Origin of the sequence: Micromonospora sp. NPDC049175, assembly GCF_043197345.1 — a bacterium.
Taxonomy (GTDB): domain Bacteria; phylum Actinomycetota; class Actinomycetes; order Mycobacteriales; family Micromonosporaceae; genus Micromonospora.
Map to the genome: position 1 here is coordinate 142,796 of NZ_JBICSY010000004.1, position 16,877 is coordinate 159,672.

The following is a 16,877-nucleotide window of genomic DNA, read 5'->3' on the forward strand; positions in this document are numbered from 1 at the left end:
CCGGGCCCGAGGTTGCCGCGCCGGATGTCTCGTGCCGTAGCCCGTTCGGGGCCGCACGACCCCGCCGGAACAGCGGCCGGGCCAGGCCAGGGCTCAGTCGAGCAGATAGCTGGCGGGGACCGCGTCGGTGAGCCAGACGCCGTTGGCGCTGCGGTGGAACACGTGCCCGGCGGCGGCCATCGCCGCCGCGTCGATGGTGAGGATCACAACCCGACCGGCCCGTCGGGCGCCGACCCGGTGGGCGGTCTCGGTGTCGGCGGAGAGATGGACGTGGTGCCGGCCCCCGCGGTGCAGCCCGGTGGCCCGGATCGACTCCAGCGCACCGGCGCTGGTGCCGTGATAGAGCCGGTCCGGTGGGGTCACCGGGGGCAGCCCCAGGTCCACCGGGACCGAGTGGCCCTGGTTGGCCCGGATCCGCAACACCCCGTCGGTGCCGCGCTCGACAGCGAACCGCTGCTTGTCGTTGCCGGCGACGACCGCGTCCAACTCGGCCCGCTCGATCCGTAGGGCAGCGAGTAGAGCGTCGACGGGAGTCCAACCCGCCGGATCGAGCACCAGGCCGGCCCGGTCGGGATCATGCCGGAGTGCCTTCGACATCCGTTTGCTCAACTTCACCAGGCGCTCGCGTTCCACTGTGGCATTGTGGTCGATCCCCGCCGCTCGAATCGAGAGGTTTTCCGACGACACCGAACCCGGGTCTCCTCTCCGGGCGGCCCGCCGGTCGCAACCTGCCTGCCGATGGTGCTGCCGTTGCTCGTCCTAGCGGTGGCGGTCCGCGCCCGGTGGCTGGTCTGGGTCGGGGTCCGACGGGCGGGGCAGTTCGGGACCGCTGGAGCCTGTGCGAAGCAGGGTCTCGATGCGGGTGACCCGGAAGTGGCGCCCGAGCACCGTGACGTCGTCGACGGGTTTGGCGTCGAGGGTGTCGGCGGTTTGTTGGTAGGCGGCCGTCTGGTCGTCGGTCAGCTTCAGGAGGCGCGGTTCGATGTGGCGCAGGCCAAAGGCGATCTCGTCGCGGGCCAGTTGCGGTGTGGCCACCGCGCGACTGTAGGGCCGCCACGACCCGCCGACGGATTCGGCGGCGGCGTAGCGGGTCGGCAGGATGACTCCGACCGGGTGGGAGGCGACGGCGGCGACGCTGTCGGCGTAGACGTTGGCGGGCACCTGGGCGCGGGGGTAGTGCGCGGTTGTCAGCTCCACCCGTAGCCTCGCCTCACTCAGGCCGGTCGCCGCGTCCGGGTCGATGACGATCTCTGGGGTGAGGAAGCTGTCGTGGTCCTCGGCGTCGCGGGGGTCGGGGTCGGTGGGGCGGGGCGGTTCCGGCCCGTCCGGGCCGAACCGCGCGAACGTGTCCACCCGCACGATGCGGTGTACGCGGCCAGTGATCACCACCTCGTTCACCTTTTCCCGGTCCAGGACGCCGAGCGTGGTGGTCAACTCCGCAGCCAGCGGGGGGTCGGTGGTCTCGTCGAGCTGCTCCATGAGGTGGTGCGCGAGGTCGTTCCGGGCGGCCTGCGGCGTGTCCGACACGACCGCGTACACCTGCCACCGCCCGTCATCTGCCTGTACGGCGTGGCCGAACAGGGGGGCACCGACGCGGATCTTCGGGTACGCCGCCGCTCGCCGTGCCGCGTCGTCCTCGGTGACCGCGCCGACCGGGTCGGTGGGCTGCTGGACCCGCAGGATCACCGGCGGCGGCATTTCGTCGGCACTCATGCCACGGATTGTGCGACGGCTCGATGGCCTGTGTCACGAGGGCGCGCCAGCACCGCGGTGGCATCATCGGCGCCGCTCGCCTCCGTTCAGGCTTGCGACGTCCTTCGTCGTCGGCTCGGTTCGTGGTCCAGTCGGCTTTGCGATGGACCGCGTTGAATTCGTACCGTGGCGATGGCGACCACAGAGGCAGCCAGTCGGACGAGGAGATTGTCGCGATGTGCCCGCGTGGCCATCCGGTGTCTTCCCCATTGGCAGTACGACTCAGCCTCGCGTCCCGGCCCTCCGGGCGACGGTCCCGACGCCGGTCAGAGGCCATCCGGATTCGTCCGACTGGCCATTTCTGATCTTGTCAGGCAGCAAAGGGGGCGTGGCGTCCGCGACGTCACGGCCGTACAGATGCGCCGGATCGGCCACCACCTGCACGCCGAAGCCGACCTCGTGGTCGACGTCACCCTGTCCCTCCTCGTTTACGATTCGACTGTGTCCGAAGACACCAGGCAGAGCTTTACCGCGGAGCCGGGACGGCGGCGGTTTGTCGTCTGTGGGGACGGTGCGGTGGCTCGCCGTCTGGTCCTTGAACTGGCAGACCGTTACGGTGTCGCGGTCACCGTGGTCCTGCCGTCGATGAGCGACCACCACGCACCCGACCTAGCTGACCTCGCCTCCGAATTCGGCGTGGCGGAGGGACAGCCGGAGATCATCACGGCCCGTCGTCTGACCGGGGAGGTGCTCGATCAGGCTGGGGTCCGGGAGGCTGCGGCCGTGGCGTTCGTCGGTGTCGACGACGTGACAAATGTGGACGCCGCCATGATCACCAGGGAGTTGGCTCCCGACGTGCGGATCGTGGTCAGACTGTTCAACCCGGTGCTCGGCGAGGGCGTGGCCACGATGCTCGGGGACTGCGCCGTACTCTCGGGATCCGAGATTGCCGCACCGGCGTTCGTTGCCGCCACGCTCGGGGACGCGACACCGACGTACCTGCGGCTGCCCGACGGTGAGCTGCTGCGTAGCGCGATGCGCAGCGCCGTTGACCCGGCCGGTGCGGATGTGGTTTGCGGCCTGGCCGACACGACCGGCACGGAGCCGGTCATCCTTCCAGCGGACCAGGATTCGGCCGACCTGGTACTTGTCCGCGCATACGGACGGCCCCGAACGGACCCGCCGCGTCGACGGCCGCGCCTCCTTCGGGCCCTTGGTCTGGTGTTCAGCCGCAATCTGCGACTGGCGTTGGCCGGCACGGCCGCGATACTCGCCGCGGCCAGCGTTCTGCTGGCGTACACCCGTGGTGTGAACCTTGGGGAGTCCGCCTACCTGACGCTGCTGACAGCGATGGGAGCCGCCGAGGTCGACTCCGCCGCACCGCTCACCGAAAAGGTGACCGCGGTGGTGCTGGTGGCCACCGGGGTGGCGCTGCTTCCCACCGTCACGGCCCTGGTGGTGGACTCACTTGTCCGCGCCCGGCTGGTGGTCGCCGCTGGCGGCATGATCGAGCCGATCGACAACCATGTCGTATTGGTGGGACTCGGCAACATCGGCACCAGGGTCCTGGAAGAACTGCACTCCGTCGGCATCTCCGTGGTCGCCGTCGACCGCACGGAGTCCGCACGAGGCATCGGTGTCGCCCGTGAGCTGGGACTGCCGGTGATTGTCGGCGACGCGACCCGCCCCGAGACACTGCGAGCCGCGTCCGTACACACCTGCCGGGCGCTTGTGGTGTTGACCGACGACGATGTCACGAACCTGGAGACCGCCCTGTCCGGGCGGTCCTCGCAGGAGGCGGACCGAGTACGGTCGGCAGCAGTCAGGCCTCCATTGCGGTTGGTGTTACGGCTGTTCGACGACGGCTTCGCGGAGCGTACGCAGCGCATCCTCAGTATCGACGAGTCACGCAGCGTCTCATCCCTGGCGGCACCGGCGTTCGCTGCGGCCATGATGGGCCAGCAGGTCATCGACACCATCTCGGTCGGCCGCCGGGTGCTGCTGGTGGCCGAGTTCCCCGTGGGTGCCGGATCCGCACTCGAGGGACGGTACTGCCGCGACGTCAACCAGCCGGGCGCGGTGTGGGTCATCGCGGTGCGGACCGGCCGGACGGGACAGACCATCTGGTCGTTGCCGGAACGTCGCCCAATGGTCCGCACCGACCGGCTGATCGTGGTGGCCACACGCGCCGGTCTCGCCGAGCTGCTGCCCCGCACCGTACCCAGCCCCGACGCTGAACCTCTGGCCGACGTCACGCCCTTGCGACTGCTTGCGCCGGCGCCGCGCGATGGTGAGTGAACGCTCCCCGTAGCCCGACCTGTACTCCGACGGTCGCACTTCTCGGCCGTTCGATCCGCGCGTGAGTCAGGGTGCGGCCGATGCGGTACGAGGCGTACCGCAGTGTTCGCCTGACCGACGACTCGGCGTGACGTCTCAGCCAGCTCCGTCGATCCCCATATATCCATGACTGGACATCACCCAGACCACTGCCATCATGACCATGGACCCGACGACGAGGTGCCGTACGGCCAGGTTCGGGTCCCCGCAGGCTTCGGCCGTCGGGCGCTTCTGGCCGGTGCCGGCGGGACGCTGATGCTGGCCGCGCTGCCGAGTGCGGCCCGGGCGGCCAACACGAGGATGGCCGGCGCCCCGACCGCCGCGGTTGGCGCCGGACGGTCATCCCTGATCACCGAGGGCACGACGTTGGTCCATGCGGACATGCACAACCACACGGTCATGTCGGATGGCGACGGCAGCGCCGAGGCCGCGTTCGCCTCGATGCGCGAGGCCGGTCTGGACGTCGCCGCTCTCACCGATCACGCGACGCTCTTCTCCATTGACGGGCTCAGCTCGTCCGAGTGGCGGACCACAGGTGACCTGGCCAACGCGGCCAACGACCCGGGTCAGTTCACCGCGATCCGCGGGTTCGAGTGGTCGCATCCGCTGCAGGGCCACATCAACGTCTGGAACACCTCCGACTTCGCTGACCTGTTGCGGGCCGGCAGCCCTGGCAGCCTGTACAACTGGCTCGCCGGCCGGCCCGGTGGCCTGGCGAGCTTCAATCACCCCGGTCGGGAGGTCGGCCGGTTCAACAACTTCTCCTTCAACGCCTCGGTCCGTGATCAGCTCGTGGGGCTGGAGATGTTCAACCGGACCGACGACTTCCTCTTCGAGGGCTGGTCGTCGGGTGTGACGTCACCGCTGGTCGCGTGCTTGAACGCCGGTTGGCGGCCGGCTCTGACCGGCGTCACCGACGAGCACGGCACCACCTGGGGCTTCCATGAGGGCAAGGGCCGCAGCGGACTGTGGGTCGCCGAGAACACCCGCGCCGCGGTGTTCGAGGCAATGGCCGCTCGCCGTTCCTTCGCCACACGCGTCTCGGGGCTACGAGTGGACGCCACCGCCAACGGTGTACGCATGGGTGGTGTACTGAACATCGCCTCGGGCGACGTTCGGTTCCTCCTCGATCTGGACCGCGGCTCAGCCTGGGACGGCAAGCCCCTGCGAATCCAGGTCCTCCGTCCCGGCACCTCGGCGCCGGCGGTCGCCGACGTCATCGACACCGTCAACGGCCAGGTCACCGACTTCACCGTGCCGCTCGACGTCACCGACGGCGACTGGGTGGTGCTGCGGATCTCCGACCCGTCCTTGGCCAACGGCACCCCCGGCCCAGCCGGTCATCCCTGTAACGACTTCGCGGTCGCCTACACCAGCCCCTGGTGGATCCGGCCCTGACCTTCGAGGTGCCGGTCCCGGCGCGGCGGGCCAGCCACGGGTGGCTGCGTCGGTCGTCCGGGATCGGCGTGAGGTGTCGGGAGGCTGTCGCGTCCGGCGTCGTCAGCGAGATGGTGGAGGCAGCGCCGGGCTGTCGAGCCAGGCGGCGAACAGATCGGCCAGGGGCTTGCGGGTGCTGTCAGCGGGCCACGATCAACTCCACCTGAAGCCGGCGAGTTGTTGTTTGAACTGCTTCAGAGTGAGGCCGTGGCCCTCTGGCGGTTCGAGCGACAGGGAGTACGTGACCTGCCCGACCTCCCACCAGACCGTCCACGAGCCCGTCGCGCCGTTGCTGGTGATGGTGCCCTGTCCTGAACGGACCGGGACCGTGGCGACAGTGGGCGACCGGTGTGCGCCAGGTGTGGGCTGCGCGGTGACGACAAGAGTTGTGCCGCCGGCGTTGCTGTAGCGCTGAGACCAGCGTGCGTCGCGGGACGTCAGGTGTCCTCCGGCGGGATCCCACCGCTTGTCGGCACGGAGGTCCGGCAGATCTCGCTCGTGGTACGTCGGATGCGGCCGGGGGGTGGCGGCGTCGCGCAGAACTCTGTCACCCAGGGGTTCCCGCAGCGACACGAAAGCGGGCGCGTCGTCACCGGTGGCGGCGCAGGTTTCTTCCTCTGCTCGCGCGATGCTCGTGGTCACCGAAATGACCACCTCGGTGTCGTCCTGACGGGTGATCGTCGCCTCCGGGCGAAGCTCGGGCTCTCCGCAGCTCGCGCTGTCCAGGGTGGTGGCCACGGTGATCGAGGTGTCGTCGCGAGCGACGATCGCTGCGACCCAGGGCAGCACAACGGGTCCATTCGGTGTCGAGCCTCGATCTCCAAGCTGCGGTGCCGCCGACGCGGAGGATGTCGCCTCGTGCGGAGGTTCGACTTCTGCGTCCCGGCGACCTGTTCCGCAGGCACCACACAGCAGCGCGACGAGCACTGCTGCGGTGGCGCGCACAACCTTGGGCGAGCTGACGATCACCGCCGTAGCCTGCCACGATGGTCGAGCTTCCGCCGCCCCTCACCTCGTGGAGTCGGTATCAGGCGCGGTGAGCCGTAGGCTGACCCAATGCGGTCCGGACGTGCCCTCGTCGGGCTCACCACGCTCCTGACCATCGTGTTCGCCGTTCCCGAGTGGCGGATCGTCGAGGAGTATCCGCTCCGCGCCATACCCCTGCTCCTCGCCAACACCCTGCCGGTTCTGGCGATCCGATGGAATCCCGTCGCGATCGTGCTCGTCTTCGGTGTCACGTACCCGCTCTGGCTCCAAACGCCGTTCGACGGAGCGCACGAGGGCCATTTCCTCCAGTCGCTGCCCCTGCTGGTCGCCCTCTACGCCGCCGGCGCCTGGCGCCGGCCGCTCTGGCAGCGGGCCATCGCCCTCATCACCCCCCTGTGGATGATGGCCGCGGTCATCGCCGGCCAGTGGCCGGTGAGCGTGACCGATCTGCTCTACGTCGCCGTGGTCTGCGGTGCGGTCTGGGCCCTCGGAGTCGCCATCGACGACCGGCAACGCTACGCCGAGGACCTGGAGGTCAAGGCGGAGCAACTGCGGGCGGCGCAGCAGGCGCTTGCCGAGCGCGCCATCGCCGACGAGCGGTCCCGGATCGCCCGCGAGCTGCACGACGTCATCGCCCACGCGATGAGTGTCATCACCGTGCAGGCCGGCGTCGGCGCTCACCTGGTCGCCGTCCGCCCGGCGCAGGCCGCCGAGGCGCTCACCGTCATCGAGCGGACCGGTCGGGAAGCGCTGTCGGAGTTGCGCCGCATGCTGACCGTGCTGCGCGACCCGGCCCGAAACGACCAGATCGGTCCGGCCCCAGCACCGCAGCCGGGCCTCGCCGACGTGCCATCGCTTGTGGCCGCCGCGGGCGACGCCGGGGTCGCCGTCACCGTGGCGGCCTCCGGACCGCCGGTGCCGCTCCCACCCGGCCTCGACCTGGCCGCCTACCGGGTAGTCCAGGAGTCGCTCACAAACGTCATCAAGCACGCCCCGGGCGTACGGGCCCAGCTCACTATCAGCTACCAACCAGACCGGCTCACCGTGGAGGTCCAGGACCCGGGCGCGGCCGATCCGGCGTACATTCCTGGCCAGGGCCTGCGGGGGATGGCCGAGCGGGTCGCCCTCTACGACGGTGAGCTGTCGACCGCTGGCGGACCCGACGGGTTCCGGGTAACCGCGACCTTCCCACTGGAGGCGCCGTGATCCGAGTGCTGATCGCCGACGACCAGGCGCTGCTGCGGGCCGGGTTCCGGGCGCTGCTCGACTCCGATCCACAGATCGAGGTGGTGGCCGAGGCCGAGGACGGGGAACGCGCGGTGGTCGCCGCCGCCGTACACCGGCCCGACGTGGTGCTGATGGACATTCGGATGCCGAAGCTGGACGGGATAGCGGCGACCCGCCAGGTGCTGGCCGCCGCCGACCCGCCGCACGTGTTGATCCTGACGACCTACGACACCGACGAGAACGTCTTCGACGCGCTGGAGGCGGGGGCGGTCGGCTTCCTGGTGAAGGACACCCCGCCGGTGCAGTTGCTGGAGGCGGTCAGGTCGGCGGTGCGCGGCGGCGCGGTCATCTCGCCGTCGACGACCCGCCGCCTGGTCGACCATCTGGTCGCCGCTCGGCTGCGGCGGGACCGCCCCGCGCCGCCCGCGCTGGCGGCCCTCACCGAGCGGGAGCGGGAGGTGTTGGGACTCATCGCCCGCGGCTGCTCCAACCGGGAAATAGCCGGCCGGCTCCACATCGCCGAGCTGACCGCGAAGACCCACGTCTCCCGGGTCCTGACCAAGCTCGCGGTGGAGAGCCGGGTCCAGGCGGCCGTGGTCGCCTACGAGACGGGGCTGGTCCAGGCCGTACCTCCTTCGGAGTAGCCGCGAACGCCGCCTTTGGCGGACGTGCCAGGCCCGGCCCTCTCGTAGCGTCACCTCATGGACGTCGTGAGGGTCGAGAATCTCCGCAAGAGCTACGGGTGCGTGGTCGCCGTCGAGGACGTGTCGTTCAGCGTGCGGCGGGGCGAGATCTTCGGATTGCTCGGCCCGAACGGCGCGGGCAAGACCACCACCGTGGAGTGCCTGCAGGGTCTGCGGGGACGCGACGGGGGCCGGGTCGAGGTCCTGGGCCTCGACCCGGCCCGCGAGCCGGAACCGCTGCGCCGCCGGATCGGCTCGCAACTGCAGTCCTCCGCCCTGCCCGACCGGCTGCGGGTGGCCGAGGCGATCCGGCTCTTCACCCCGCCGGGGTCCGCCGGAGACGTCGAGGCGACGCTGGCGGCCTGGGACCTGGCCGCGTTGCGTCGCCGGCCGTTCGCCGCGCTCTCCGGCGGCCAACGGCAGCGGCTCTTCCTCGCCCTGGCGATGCTCGGCCAGCCGGAGGTCGTCTTCCTGGACGAGCTGACCACCGGGCTGGACCCGCAGGCGCGCCGCGCGACGTGGGACCTGGTCCGAGGGGTACGCGAGCGGGGGGCCACCGTCGTCCTCGTCACCCACCTCATGGAAGAGGCGCAGGCACTCTGCGACCGGGTCGCCATCGTGGACGGCGGTCGGGTCGTCGCGCTGGACCGCCCGGACACCCTGACCGCCCAGCAGGGCGGCCCGATCACCATCACCTTCACCGCCGACGGCCAGGACGTCGGCTTCCTCGCCGGAACACCGGGCGTCAGCAACGTCAGCACCACCGGCGGTGTGGTCACCATCGCCGGGCTGGCCCCGGCCACGGTGCCGGTGGCGGCTGCCCTCGCCGAACGACGGCTGTTTCCCGACGACTTTCGGACTCACCATCCCACGCTCGAGGACGTCTTCCTCGCCACCACCGGTCGCCGGCTTCGCGACTGACCACGGAGGAGACCCCCATGACCGCCCGCATCGTCTGGACCGAGATCAAACTGCTCGGCCGGGAACCGATCACCCTGCTGATGAGCCTGGCGTTCCCCGCCCTCCTGCTGGTCCTGCTGGCCGGCTCGTTCGGCAACGAGCCCGATCCGGAGATGGGCGGCATCGGCGGCGTCGACTTCTACGTACCCGTGTACGCCGCCGCGGCGATCGCCGTGATGGGCTTCCTGGGCGTTCCCACCCACCTGGCCGCGTACCGCGAACGGGGAGTGTTGCGGCGGTTCCGCGCGGCCGGGGTCTCCGCCTGGCCGCTTGCGGGTGCACAGATCATCGTCACCGCGCTGATGGCGGCGGTCGCCGCCGCTCTCATGATCGCGATCGGATTCGGAGGGTACGACCTCAACGCGCCGTCCTCGGCCCTCGGGGTGCTGGCCGGGTTCCTCGTCGGCACGCTGGCCTTCGCGGCGCTCGGCGTCCTGCTCGGGACGCTGCTACCGACCGCGCGGGCCGCCCAGGGGGTGGGACTGCTGCTCTTCTTCGGGCTCTTCTTCATCGCCGGTGGCGGGCCTCCGCCGTACCTGCTGCCCGACGCACTCAACACCGCCGTCGACTTCACCCCGATGGGGCCGCTGATGGACGCGGTCGGCGACCCGTGGCACGGCGCCGGGTTCAACCCGACCGCCGTGGCGGTGTTGCTCGGCATGGCGGTGGTGGCCACGCTCCTCGCCGTCCGTCGGCTCGCCCGAACCTGAACCGCGGATCCCGCGTGTGATGCCGACGGAGGTTTCACGCCGTACTCGTGAGCGGGGGCGGCGCCGTTGAACGGGATGATATCGACCCGCCCGATAGCCTCACCGGGCAGCGTTGGACTGGTCAGGTCTGACGGGCGGTGATTGGCCGGCGCAGTTCGGTTACCAGCGACCGCACCCACGGCTGGCGCATGGTGGGTTCACCGGTTATCGCGGCGGCAAGCCCGGCTCGCCCTTCGGGCGAGCGGCCGTAGGCGACGAGGGCCACGGCTTCGGCGAGAGCGACCATCGCCTTGGGATCGCGTGCTGGGACGTGCGTGTCCTGGTCGAGCCACCGTACGACGGGGAACGAGCGGGTGATCTTGTGCTGGTGGTCGCCGAAATACTCCCAGATCCACCTGCGCAGGGACACGCCGACAAGGGCGCTACGCGGGAGGTGGGTGGCCCAGGGGGCGGCCTGGTACCAGCGCCAGGTGTTCGGGCTGGTCTTCGTGCGGGCGGTGATGCCGATGAACCGCACCTTCGTACGGATCACCGACCAGGCGGCCCTCTCCTCGCTGATCCAGCGTCGAAGCAGATAGAAAAGATTTTCGTAGGTGCGGCCGCCGAAGACGAGGTCAACGAATGCCACCGGATGCTGGCGATGGGCCAGCGCGTGCGGGGTGATTCCCAGGTGGCTGAGGTTGCTGCGGAACTGGGTGACCTGCGCCGGGGTCAGCGCATCCGGATCGCTCCACAGTGACAGGGGAAGTCGGTGGCAGCGGTCGCGCCACGTGGTGGCGGCCAGCGCGCCGCTGAGCAGGTCGAAGATGCTGTCGGGGGAGCGGCCGACGAAGTAGAGGTCCGCGTCGGCGCTGCGGGCAAGGACCTTGCCGGCACACTCGAGCAGTTCGGGTAGGAACCATAGATCGGGCTCGGGGACAGCGTTGAGGAGAGCGCCGAGTTGGGCCGGAGAGACAAGATCCCAGCGGAAGGGACCTGTCGGTTCCGGTACTGCTGTCACGGCCGAGATCTTATCCGGACGGTCGCGTCTGAAGGGTTCACCTCGATGGAGCGCAAGGAATCGATCTGGGCAGGTGTCGGCATCTCGGGAATGCGGTCGTCGCCGATCGGTAGATCTCGATGCCTTGCGCTGCCCCGCAAGGGCGGCCAGCGACGTCGATGGCCGACGCACTGAGAGGACCGCGCTGCGCGTCGATGGTGAGACCACGCCATCGGCTCAGCAGCGCGGTCACACTCGCGGTGGCAGGGTCACGCGGAGTTGCGCCACTTGCGGCCGTTGCGGCCGATGAGCCGGTCGGCGTCGGTCGGGCCCCAGGAGGCGGCCTCGTAGGTGGGTATCGGCGAGTTGTCCTTCGCCCAGTTGTCGATGATCGGGTCGACGATCCGCCAGCACTGTTGCACCTCGTCGCTGCGGATGAACAGCGACGCGTCACCGATCAGCGCGTCCAGGAGCAGCCGCTCGTACGCCTCCGGGGATTCCTCGACGAACGTCTGGTCGTAGGAGAACTCCATCGTCGCGGTGCGGACCCGGAAGGAGTGGCCCGGCACCTTGGCGCCGAAGCGCAGCGAGATGCCTTCGTTCGGCTGGATCCGCAGGATCAGCGCGTCAGCATCGAGGCCGGTGAGCTGGTCGGTCGGGATCGGCAGGTGCGGCGGTCGCTGGAACTGCAGTGCCACCTCGGTGAGCCGGGCCGGCAGGCGCTTGCCGGTGCGTACGTAGAACGGCACCCCGGCCCAGCGCCAGTTGTCCACGTTGAGCCGCATCGCGGCGTAGGTCTCGGTCCGCGACAGGGGGTCGACGCCGGCCTCCTCGCGGTAGCCGGGCATCAGCTCCTCGCGGGTGCCGCCCCGGGTGTACTGTCCCCGGACCGCGGCCTCGGCGATGTCCCGGTCGGTGGGGAGCCGGATCGCCTGTAGCAGCTTCACCTTCTCGTTGCGCAGGCCCTCAGCCTCGAATGAGGCCGGTGGCTCCATCAGTGCCAGCGCGAGAACCTGGAGCACGTGGTTCTGCACGATGTCCCGCATCGCGCCGGCGTCCTCGTAGAAGCCGCCGCGGCTGCCGACGCCGAGGGTCTCGGCGACGGTGATCTGCACGTGGTCGACCCAGGAGCGATCCCAGATGGGCTGGAAGATCGAGTTCGCGAAGCGCAGCGCCAGCACGTTCTGGACGGTGTCCTTGCCCAGATAGTGATCGATACGAAAGACCTGGTGCTCGTCGAAGGCGTTGTGCACGACGCCGTCGAGCTCGCGGGCCGTGACCAGGTCGCGCCCGTACGGCTTCTCGATGACCAGGCGGGAGAAGGAGCCTTCGGCCGGCTGGTTGAGCCCGACACCGGCCAGTCCGTTGATCACCGGTTCGAAGGCCCCGGCCGGCGTGGACAGATAGAAGAGCCGGTTGCCGGACGTGCCCCGCTGTGCGTCCAGCTCGTCGAGGGTTTCCACGAGCTTCTTGTAGGTCTCCGGGTCGTCATAGCCGCCGGACACGTACCGCACACCGCCCTGGAGCTGGCGCTTGCTGACGAGGGTGCGTTCGCCGAGGGCGCTCTCGGCGAACTGCTCGTCGGTCATCGACGTGCGCGCGACGCCGACCAGCGCGAACTGGTCCGGGAGCCGCTCGTGCCGAGCCAGGCTCTCGATTGCGGGCAGCAGCTTACGCCGGGTCAGGTCACCGGAGGCTCCGAAGATCACCAGCGTGGCCGGCGGGGCACTCCGCTCCTGGATGAGCTGAGATGCGTGGTCCATGGTCTGCGTTCCTCCGGGCACAAGGGGTGTGGGGTTGGGGGATGCCGTGCTGTCAGGCCAGGAATTGTGCGGGCTTTGGCGGTAGTGTCCGGGCCACCGCGGCGTGGCCCGTTGGTCATGGAGCTTCAGCGTCGCATGCCGGGCCGACGGGTACGCGATTCGGTGCGGTCCGTCGCCGTGCGCGGTGGCGGTACGAACGAGCGGCCGCCGCTGAGAGATCAGCCGCGCCCGCCGTACGCCATCAGGAAGGTGCGTACCGCGCTGCGGGCGACGCGTTCGAGCTCCTGTTCGTCGACGGCCTTCGTGCCGAGATGCGAGCGAGCCTCCATCGGGCCGGTCAGCAGCGCCAGAAACTGCTCGGCCGCCTCGCTGGGGTCGGGCGTGTCGAGGTGGCCAGCCAGTGACAGCCGGGCCAGTCGGTCGGCGAGGGCCTCCCGCAGGCGGCTCGCGCCGTGCCCCCACACGACGTCGAGCAGGTCGGGAAACTGGTTGATCTCGGCGTAGAGCAGTCGGCGCAGCGCCCACGACCGCCTGTCACACCATCGGTGCAGCAACTGGCGGCCGGCGTCGTGCAGGGCTAGCTCCGGGTCTGCCGCGGCGTCGGTGCCCAGGGACGTCTCGACGATCGCCAGGTTGCCGGCCATCATGTCGCCGGCGACGGTGGCCAGCGCCTCACGGAACAGGGACTCCTTGTCGCCGAGGTGGTTGTAGACGGTGTGCTTGGCCACGCCGGCGACCTCGGCGATCTCCTCCATGCAGGCCCTCGCGAAGCCGCGGTTGGCGAACACGGTGAATGCCGCCGCGAGGATCGACTCGCGTTTGTCGATGCGCCCGCGGGCCGGTGGACGGCCGGCGGTGGCGATCGTCGATTCCACGATGGGGTCTTCCCTCTCCGTGCGCCTAACTGGACTATCCGTTACAGCTAGTTAACTTTGTGTATTGCGCCACCCTATCCTGCTCCATAGACTGCACTCATCAGTGCAATCGCTTGGTCGAGCTAGTGGAGATTGTGGTGAGTCTGGACAGCTCGATGATCGCTGTGGCCGGTGCGGAGAAGCGGGGATGACCGTTGTCGTGATCGCCGGCGGCACCGACGGCATCGGCCGTGCCGTGGCGCTGCAACGGCTGGCGGCCGGCCACACCGTCGTCCTCGTCGGCCGGGATCCGGTCAAGGCCGACGCCGTCCGGATGCGGGCGTCGCACCTGGATGCGGGGGAGCGGCTCCACTTCGTGCACGCCGATCTCAGCCTGCTGCGTGAGACGTCCCGTGCGGTCGAGCACATCCGCACGGCGTACTCGTCTGTGGACGCCGTCGTCCTGTGCGCCCGCCACTACCACTCGCGGCGCAGCGTGACCGCCGAGGGTGTCGAGGAGAACTTCGCCCTCTTTTATCTCAGCCGCTACCTGATGAGCCACGGTCTCGCGCCCGTGTTGCGCCGGGCGCCCCGAGCGGTCGTGGTCAACGTGGCCGGTCCCGGCGCCGATCTGGGCGTGGTCCGCTGGGACGACCTGGAACTACGCCGGGACTACCACGGCGGCGCCGCCCTGGGGCAGGGAGGCAAACTCAACGACCTGCTCGGCGTCGCGTTCGCCGAACAGCACGGCCCGGCCGGCCCCCGTTACGTGCTCATCCATCCCGGCGTCACCGCCACCGGCTTTTCCGGCACCTACGACACCGCCACGCTGCCGCACATCCGTGCCATGCAGCAGAGCGCCAAGCCGGTCTCGGCCGTGCTGCCACCCATTCTCACCGCTCTGGACGATCCGCCGGACGATCCGCTGACCGCCTTCGTGGAAGGTGTCAGGCTCCGCGTCGACACCGCCGGCTTCGATCCCCGGGCCGCGCGGCGCCTGGACGAGCTGACCCGGCAGCGGCTGGCCGCCCTGTCCCTCGAAATCGATCGGGGTCCGGGCGACTCCTGGACTACCGGCCAGAACCTTGCGAACTCCTGACGATACGACCCTCCGCCCGATGATCCTGCGGTGATGGACTTTCACGAGGTCCGTCCGCGAATGTCGCTCGCCACCATCGCGGAACTGCCCGTGCGATTCCGGCCGCGGTAGGCGGGTGTGGAGGCGCGCGTATCGTCGTCGCATGACGACGGACGAAGATCGGGACCGTCTTGCCGAGCAGCTCGTAGGGCTACCGGTCTACGAGCTGGTCGACGTCATGCGGCGGGTCCTGCCGCATTACACCGAGGAGCGGTACGGCTGCCAGGAGAGGTTGATCCTGGCCACGTCGTATCGATGCGAGGAAGCGCCGGACACGGTCCTCAGCCTGGTCGCGTGGCCGGACCGCGATTACTACGACGGCGGCCTTGGACCCGACCAGGGTTTGTGGGAGGGGGGCCCGTGCTCGACCTGCGAGATCGACGTGAGCTCGAACGCGAAGCGCGGGTACTGCCCGGCCTGCGACACCAGGTTGGGCATGACCTGACCTGACCCTTGGTGTGTGACACCGTGCGGGAGTACCGCCGGAAACCCATGCCGCGGTAGAGCGTTCGGGGTCGGGTACGCGTCCTCGCCACGGGGAGACACGACGGCCATCCCGCCGCCCAGTTCCCGGAGCGCGTGCGGAGCGGCGAGGCCGCGGCGACGACTACGCTGCGAACGTGATCAAGGGACTGCTGCTGGATTTCTACGGCACGGTGGTCGAGGACGACGACGCGATCATGCAGGCGATCGCTGACCAGGTAGCCGCGGGCGCCTCCACATCCGTCTCCGGGGGCGACGTCCTGGATGCCTGGGCCCTGCGGTACGAGGCGGTCGCCGACGGCCCGCGGTTCCGGACCCTTCGACACTGCGCGATGCGCAGCCTGGCCACGGTCATGGCCGAGGTGGGCTGCGCCGGTGACGCGGCCACGCTGTGCGCGACGCAGTTCAGGTACTGGCAGTCGCCGCCGTTGCGTCCGGGTACCCGGGAGTTTCTCTCCCGGGTCACGGTGCCCATCTGCGTGGTGTCCGACGTCGATCGCGCCGACCTGGACGCGGCGATGGCGCACCATGGCCTGGCCTTCGCCGCCGTCGTGACCAGCGAGGACGTCCGCGCCTACAAACCGGACCGCGCCATGTTCGCCCGAGCGCTCGCCGCGCTGGACCTGGGTGCGCACGAGGTGCTGCACGTGGGCGACTCGACGAGCGCCGATGTGCGCGGGGCGCACGCGGCCGGCATCCGGGCGGCGTGGATCAACCATCGCGGGCATACCCTGCCGGACGATACGTCCGTCGAATACGAGATCACGGACCTGACCGGCCTTACCGACATCATCGGACAGTCACGGTCGGCACGCCCCGGATCCCTCGCCGCTCATCGGCGTTCGGATCAGCAGGATGCTGTACGCCCCGATCCATACCAGCCACAGGAGCCGACCGGCGAGGCCGAGTAGGGCGAGTGGGTTGACGCGCGAACGGCCAGGGTCATCGCGCATCCTTGGGGATAGACGACAGACGGCGGCGGTCAGTACGCGATGCCGATCGCCCGGTTGATCGTCGCGGGGTCGTCTGCGGCGGCGAGCATGGCGTGGGCCACGTCGGCCCGCGAGATCGTGTAGCCGCGGGCGACGTTGCCGCCGATGGCGGTGCGGTAGCGGCCGGTCAGTGTCTTGTCCACGAGCTTCGGCGGCCGCACCACCGTCCAGTGCGCCGGGCTGTTCGCCATCGCGTGTTCCATGGCACGCAGGTCCGCGTACAGATCCCTGAGTAGGGCACTGATGACCGGCAGAACAACGCGGCGGTTGAGGAAACTGTCGCCGTCGGGTGTCGGGCCGACAGGGGCGGCGCTGACCGCGACGAGCCGGTGGACACCTTCGGCGTGCATCGCTCCCAGGATCGCGCGCGTGGCGGTGGAGGCGACCGGCCCGTCGTGGCGTCCGCGTGGGCCCACACCGGACAGGACCGCGTCACTGCCGCGCACCGCGGGCCCCAACGCGTCGGCGTCGTCGAGCGTGGACACCGTCGTGACCTCCAGTGCCGGATGACGCACGTCGAGGCGGGCCGGGTCGCGGACGACCGCGGTCACGGTCATCCCGCGGTCGAGTGCCTGGCGTACGACGTGGCTGCCGATGCCGCCGGTAGCACCGAAGACGGTCACCTTCATCAGCAT

Annotated in this window: 16 protein-coding genes; 9 read left to right on the forward strand and 7 right to left on the reverse strand. The window is 69.9% G+C overall.

Features of this window, described 5'->3' with window-relative positions; translation table 11 throughout:
- Positions 1 to 93 precede the first annotated feature (93 nt).
- Positions 94 to 633, reverse strand: coding sequence for an RNA 2'-phosphotransferase (locus ACGFH8_RS17820; RefSeq protein WP_393368178.1), 540 nt, complete (start codon positions 631 to 633; stop codon positions 94 to 96).
- A gap of 126 nt (positions 634 to 759) precedes the next feature.
- Positions 760 to 1,713 carry a DUF5954 family protein gene (locus tag ACGFH8_RS17825; protein ID WP_393368179.1) on the reverse strand — a complete coding sequence of 318 codons (954 nt, stop codon included), beginning with the start codon at positions 1,711 to 1,713 and terminating at the stop codon, positions 760 to 762.
- Between the two features lie 396 nt (positions 1,714 to 2,109).
- On the opposite strand from ACGFH8_RS17825, the gene ACGFH8_RS17830 reads away from it, so the two are divergent.
- The gene (locus tag ACGFH8_RS17830) at positions 2,110 to 3,990 is read left to right on the forward strand and encodes an NAD-binding protein (RefSeq protein ID WP_393368180.1); all 1,881 of its coding nucleotides are present in this window, start codon (positions 2,110 to 2,112) and stop codon (positions 3,988 to 3,990) included.
- A 165-nt stretch (positions 3,991 to 4,155) separates the two neighbouring features.
- The gene (locus ACGFH8_RS17835; protein WP_393368181.1) at positions 4,156 to 5,427 is read left to right on the forward strand and encodes a CehA/McbA family metallohydrolase; all 1,272 of its coding nucleotides are present in this window, start codon (positions 4,156 to 4,158) and stop codon (positions 5,425 to 5,427) included.
- Positions 5,428 to 5,619: 192 nt separating this feature from the next.
- Here ACGFH8_RS17835 and ACGFH8_RS17840 read toward each other — a convergent pair whose 3' ends face one another.
- Positions 5,620 to 6,255, reverse strand: coding sequence for a hypothetical protein (locus tag ACGFH8_RS17840; protein WP_393368183.1), 636 nt, complete (start codon positions 6,253 to 6,255; stop codon positions 5,620 to 5,622).
- A 267-nt stretch (positions 6,256 to 6,522) separates the two neighbouring features.
- Here ACGFH8_RS17840 and ACGFH8_RS17845 point away from each other — a divergent pair, with 267 nt between their 5' ends.
- Genes ACGFH8_RS17845 through ACGFH8_RS17860 form a run of 4 tightly spaced genes read left to right on the forward strand, consistent with a single transcriptional unit; the run spans position 6,523 to position 10,033 of the window.
- A complete protein-coding gene (locus tag ACGFH8_RS17845; protein ID WP_393368184.1) occupies positions 6,523 to 7,659 on the forward strand; it encodes a sensor histidine kinase in 1,137 nt (378 codons plus the stop codon).
- On the forward strand, positions 7,656 to 8,324 hold the full coding sequence (locus ACGFH8_RS17850) for a response regulator (RefSeq protein ID WP_393368185.1): 669 nt from the start codon (positions 7,656 to 7,658) through the stop codon (positions 8,322 to 8,324). The genes ACGFH8_RS17845 and ACGFH8_RS17850 overlap by 4 nt, the downstream gene beginning before the upstream one ends.
- Positions 8,325 to 8,381: 57 nt before the next feature.
- Complete coding sequence (locus ACGFH8_RS17855) at positions 8,382 to 9,284, forward strand: ABC transporter ATP-binding protein (protein WP_393368187.1); 903 nt, start codon at positions 8,382 to 8,384, stop codon at positions 9,282 to 9,284.
- A gap of 17 nt (positions 9,285 to 9,301) precedes the next feature.
- Complete coding sequence (locus tag ACGFH8_RS17860) at positions 9,302 to 10,033, forward strand: ABC transporter permease (protein WP_393368188.1); 732 nt, start codon at positions 9,302 to 9,304, stop codon at positions 10,031 to 10,033.
- Positions 10,034 to 10,154: 121 nt separating this feature from the next.
- On the opposite strand, the gene ACGFH8_RS17865 is transcribed toward ACGFH8_RS17860, so the two are convergent.
- From ACGFH8_RS17865 to ACGFH8_RS17875, 3 genes are all read right to left on the reverse strand, one after another.
- Complete coding sequence (locus ACGFH8_RS17865) at positions 10,155 to 11,033, reverse strand: hypothetical protein (RefSeq protein WP_393368190.1); 879 nt, start codon at positions 11,031 to 11,033, stop codon at positions 10,155 to 10,157.
- A 248-nt stretch (positions 11,034 to 11,281) separates the two neighbouring features.
- Complete coding sequence (zwf, locus tag ACGFH8_RS17870; protein WP_393368192.1) at positions 11,282 to 12,775, reverse strand: glucose-6-phosphate dehydrogenase; 1,494 nt, start codon at positions 12,773 to 12,775, stop codon at positions 11,282 to 11,284.
- A gap of 218 nt (positions 12,776 to 12,993) precedes the next feature.
- A complete protein-coding gene (locus tag ACGFH8_RS17875; RefSeq protein WP_393368193.1) occupies positions 12,994 to 13,650 on the reverse strand; it encodes a TetR/AcrR family transcriptional regulator in 657 nt (218 codons plus the stop codon).
- A 187-nt stretch (positions 13,651 to 13,837) separates the two neighbouring features.
- On the opposite strand from ACGFH8_RS17875, the gene ACGFH8_RS17880 reads away from it, so the two are divergent.
- From ACGFH8_RS17880 to ACGFH8_RS17890, 3 genes are all read left to right on the forward strand, one after another.
- A complete protein-coding gene (locus tag ACGFH8_RS17880) occupies positions 13,838 to 14,728 on the forward strand; it encodes an SDR family NAD(P)-dependent oxidoreductase (protein ID WP_393368195.1) in 891 nt (296 codons plus the stop codon).
- 142 nt (positions 14,729 to 14,870) lie between these two features.
- Positions 14,871 to 15,212, forward strand: a complete 342-nt coding sequence (locus tag ACGFH8_RS17885) for a hypothetical protein (RefSeq protein WP_393368197.1) — start codon at positions 14,871 to 14,873, stop codon at positions 15,210 to 15,212.
- A 175-nt stretch (positions 15,213 to 15,387) separates the two neighbouring features.
- Positions 15,388 to 16,161: an HAD family hydrolase gene (locus ACGFH8_RS17890; protein ID WP_393368199.1), complete on the forward strand. Its 774-nt coding sequence runs from the start codon at positions 15,388 to 15,390 to the stop codon at positions 16,159 to 16,161.
- Between the two features lie 71 nt (positions 16,162 to 16,232).
- On the opposite strand, the gene ACGFH8_RS17895 is transcribed toward ACGFH8_RS17890, so the two are convergent.
- A complete protein-coding gene (locus ACGFH8_RS17895; protein ID WP_393368201.1) occupies positions 16,233 to 16,877 on the reverse strand; it encodes an NAD(P)-dependent oxidoreductase in 645 nt (214 codons plus the stop codon).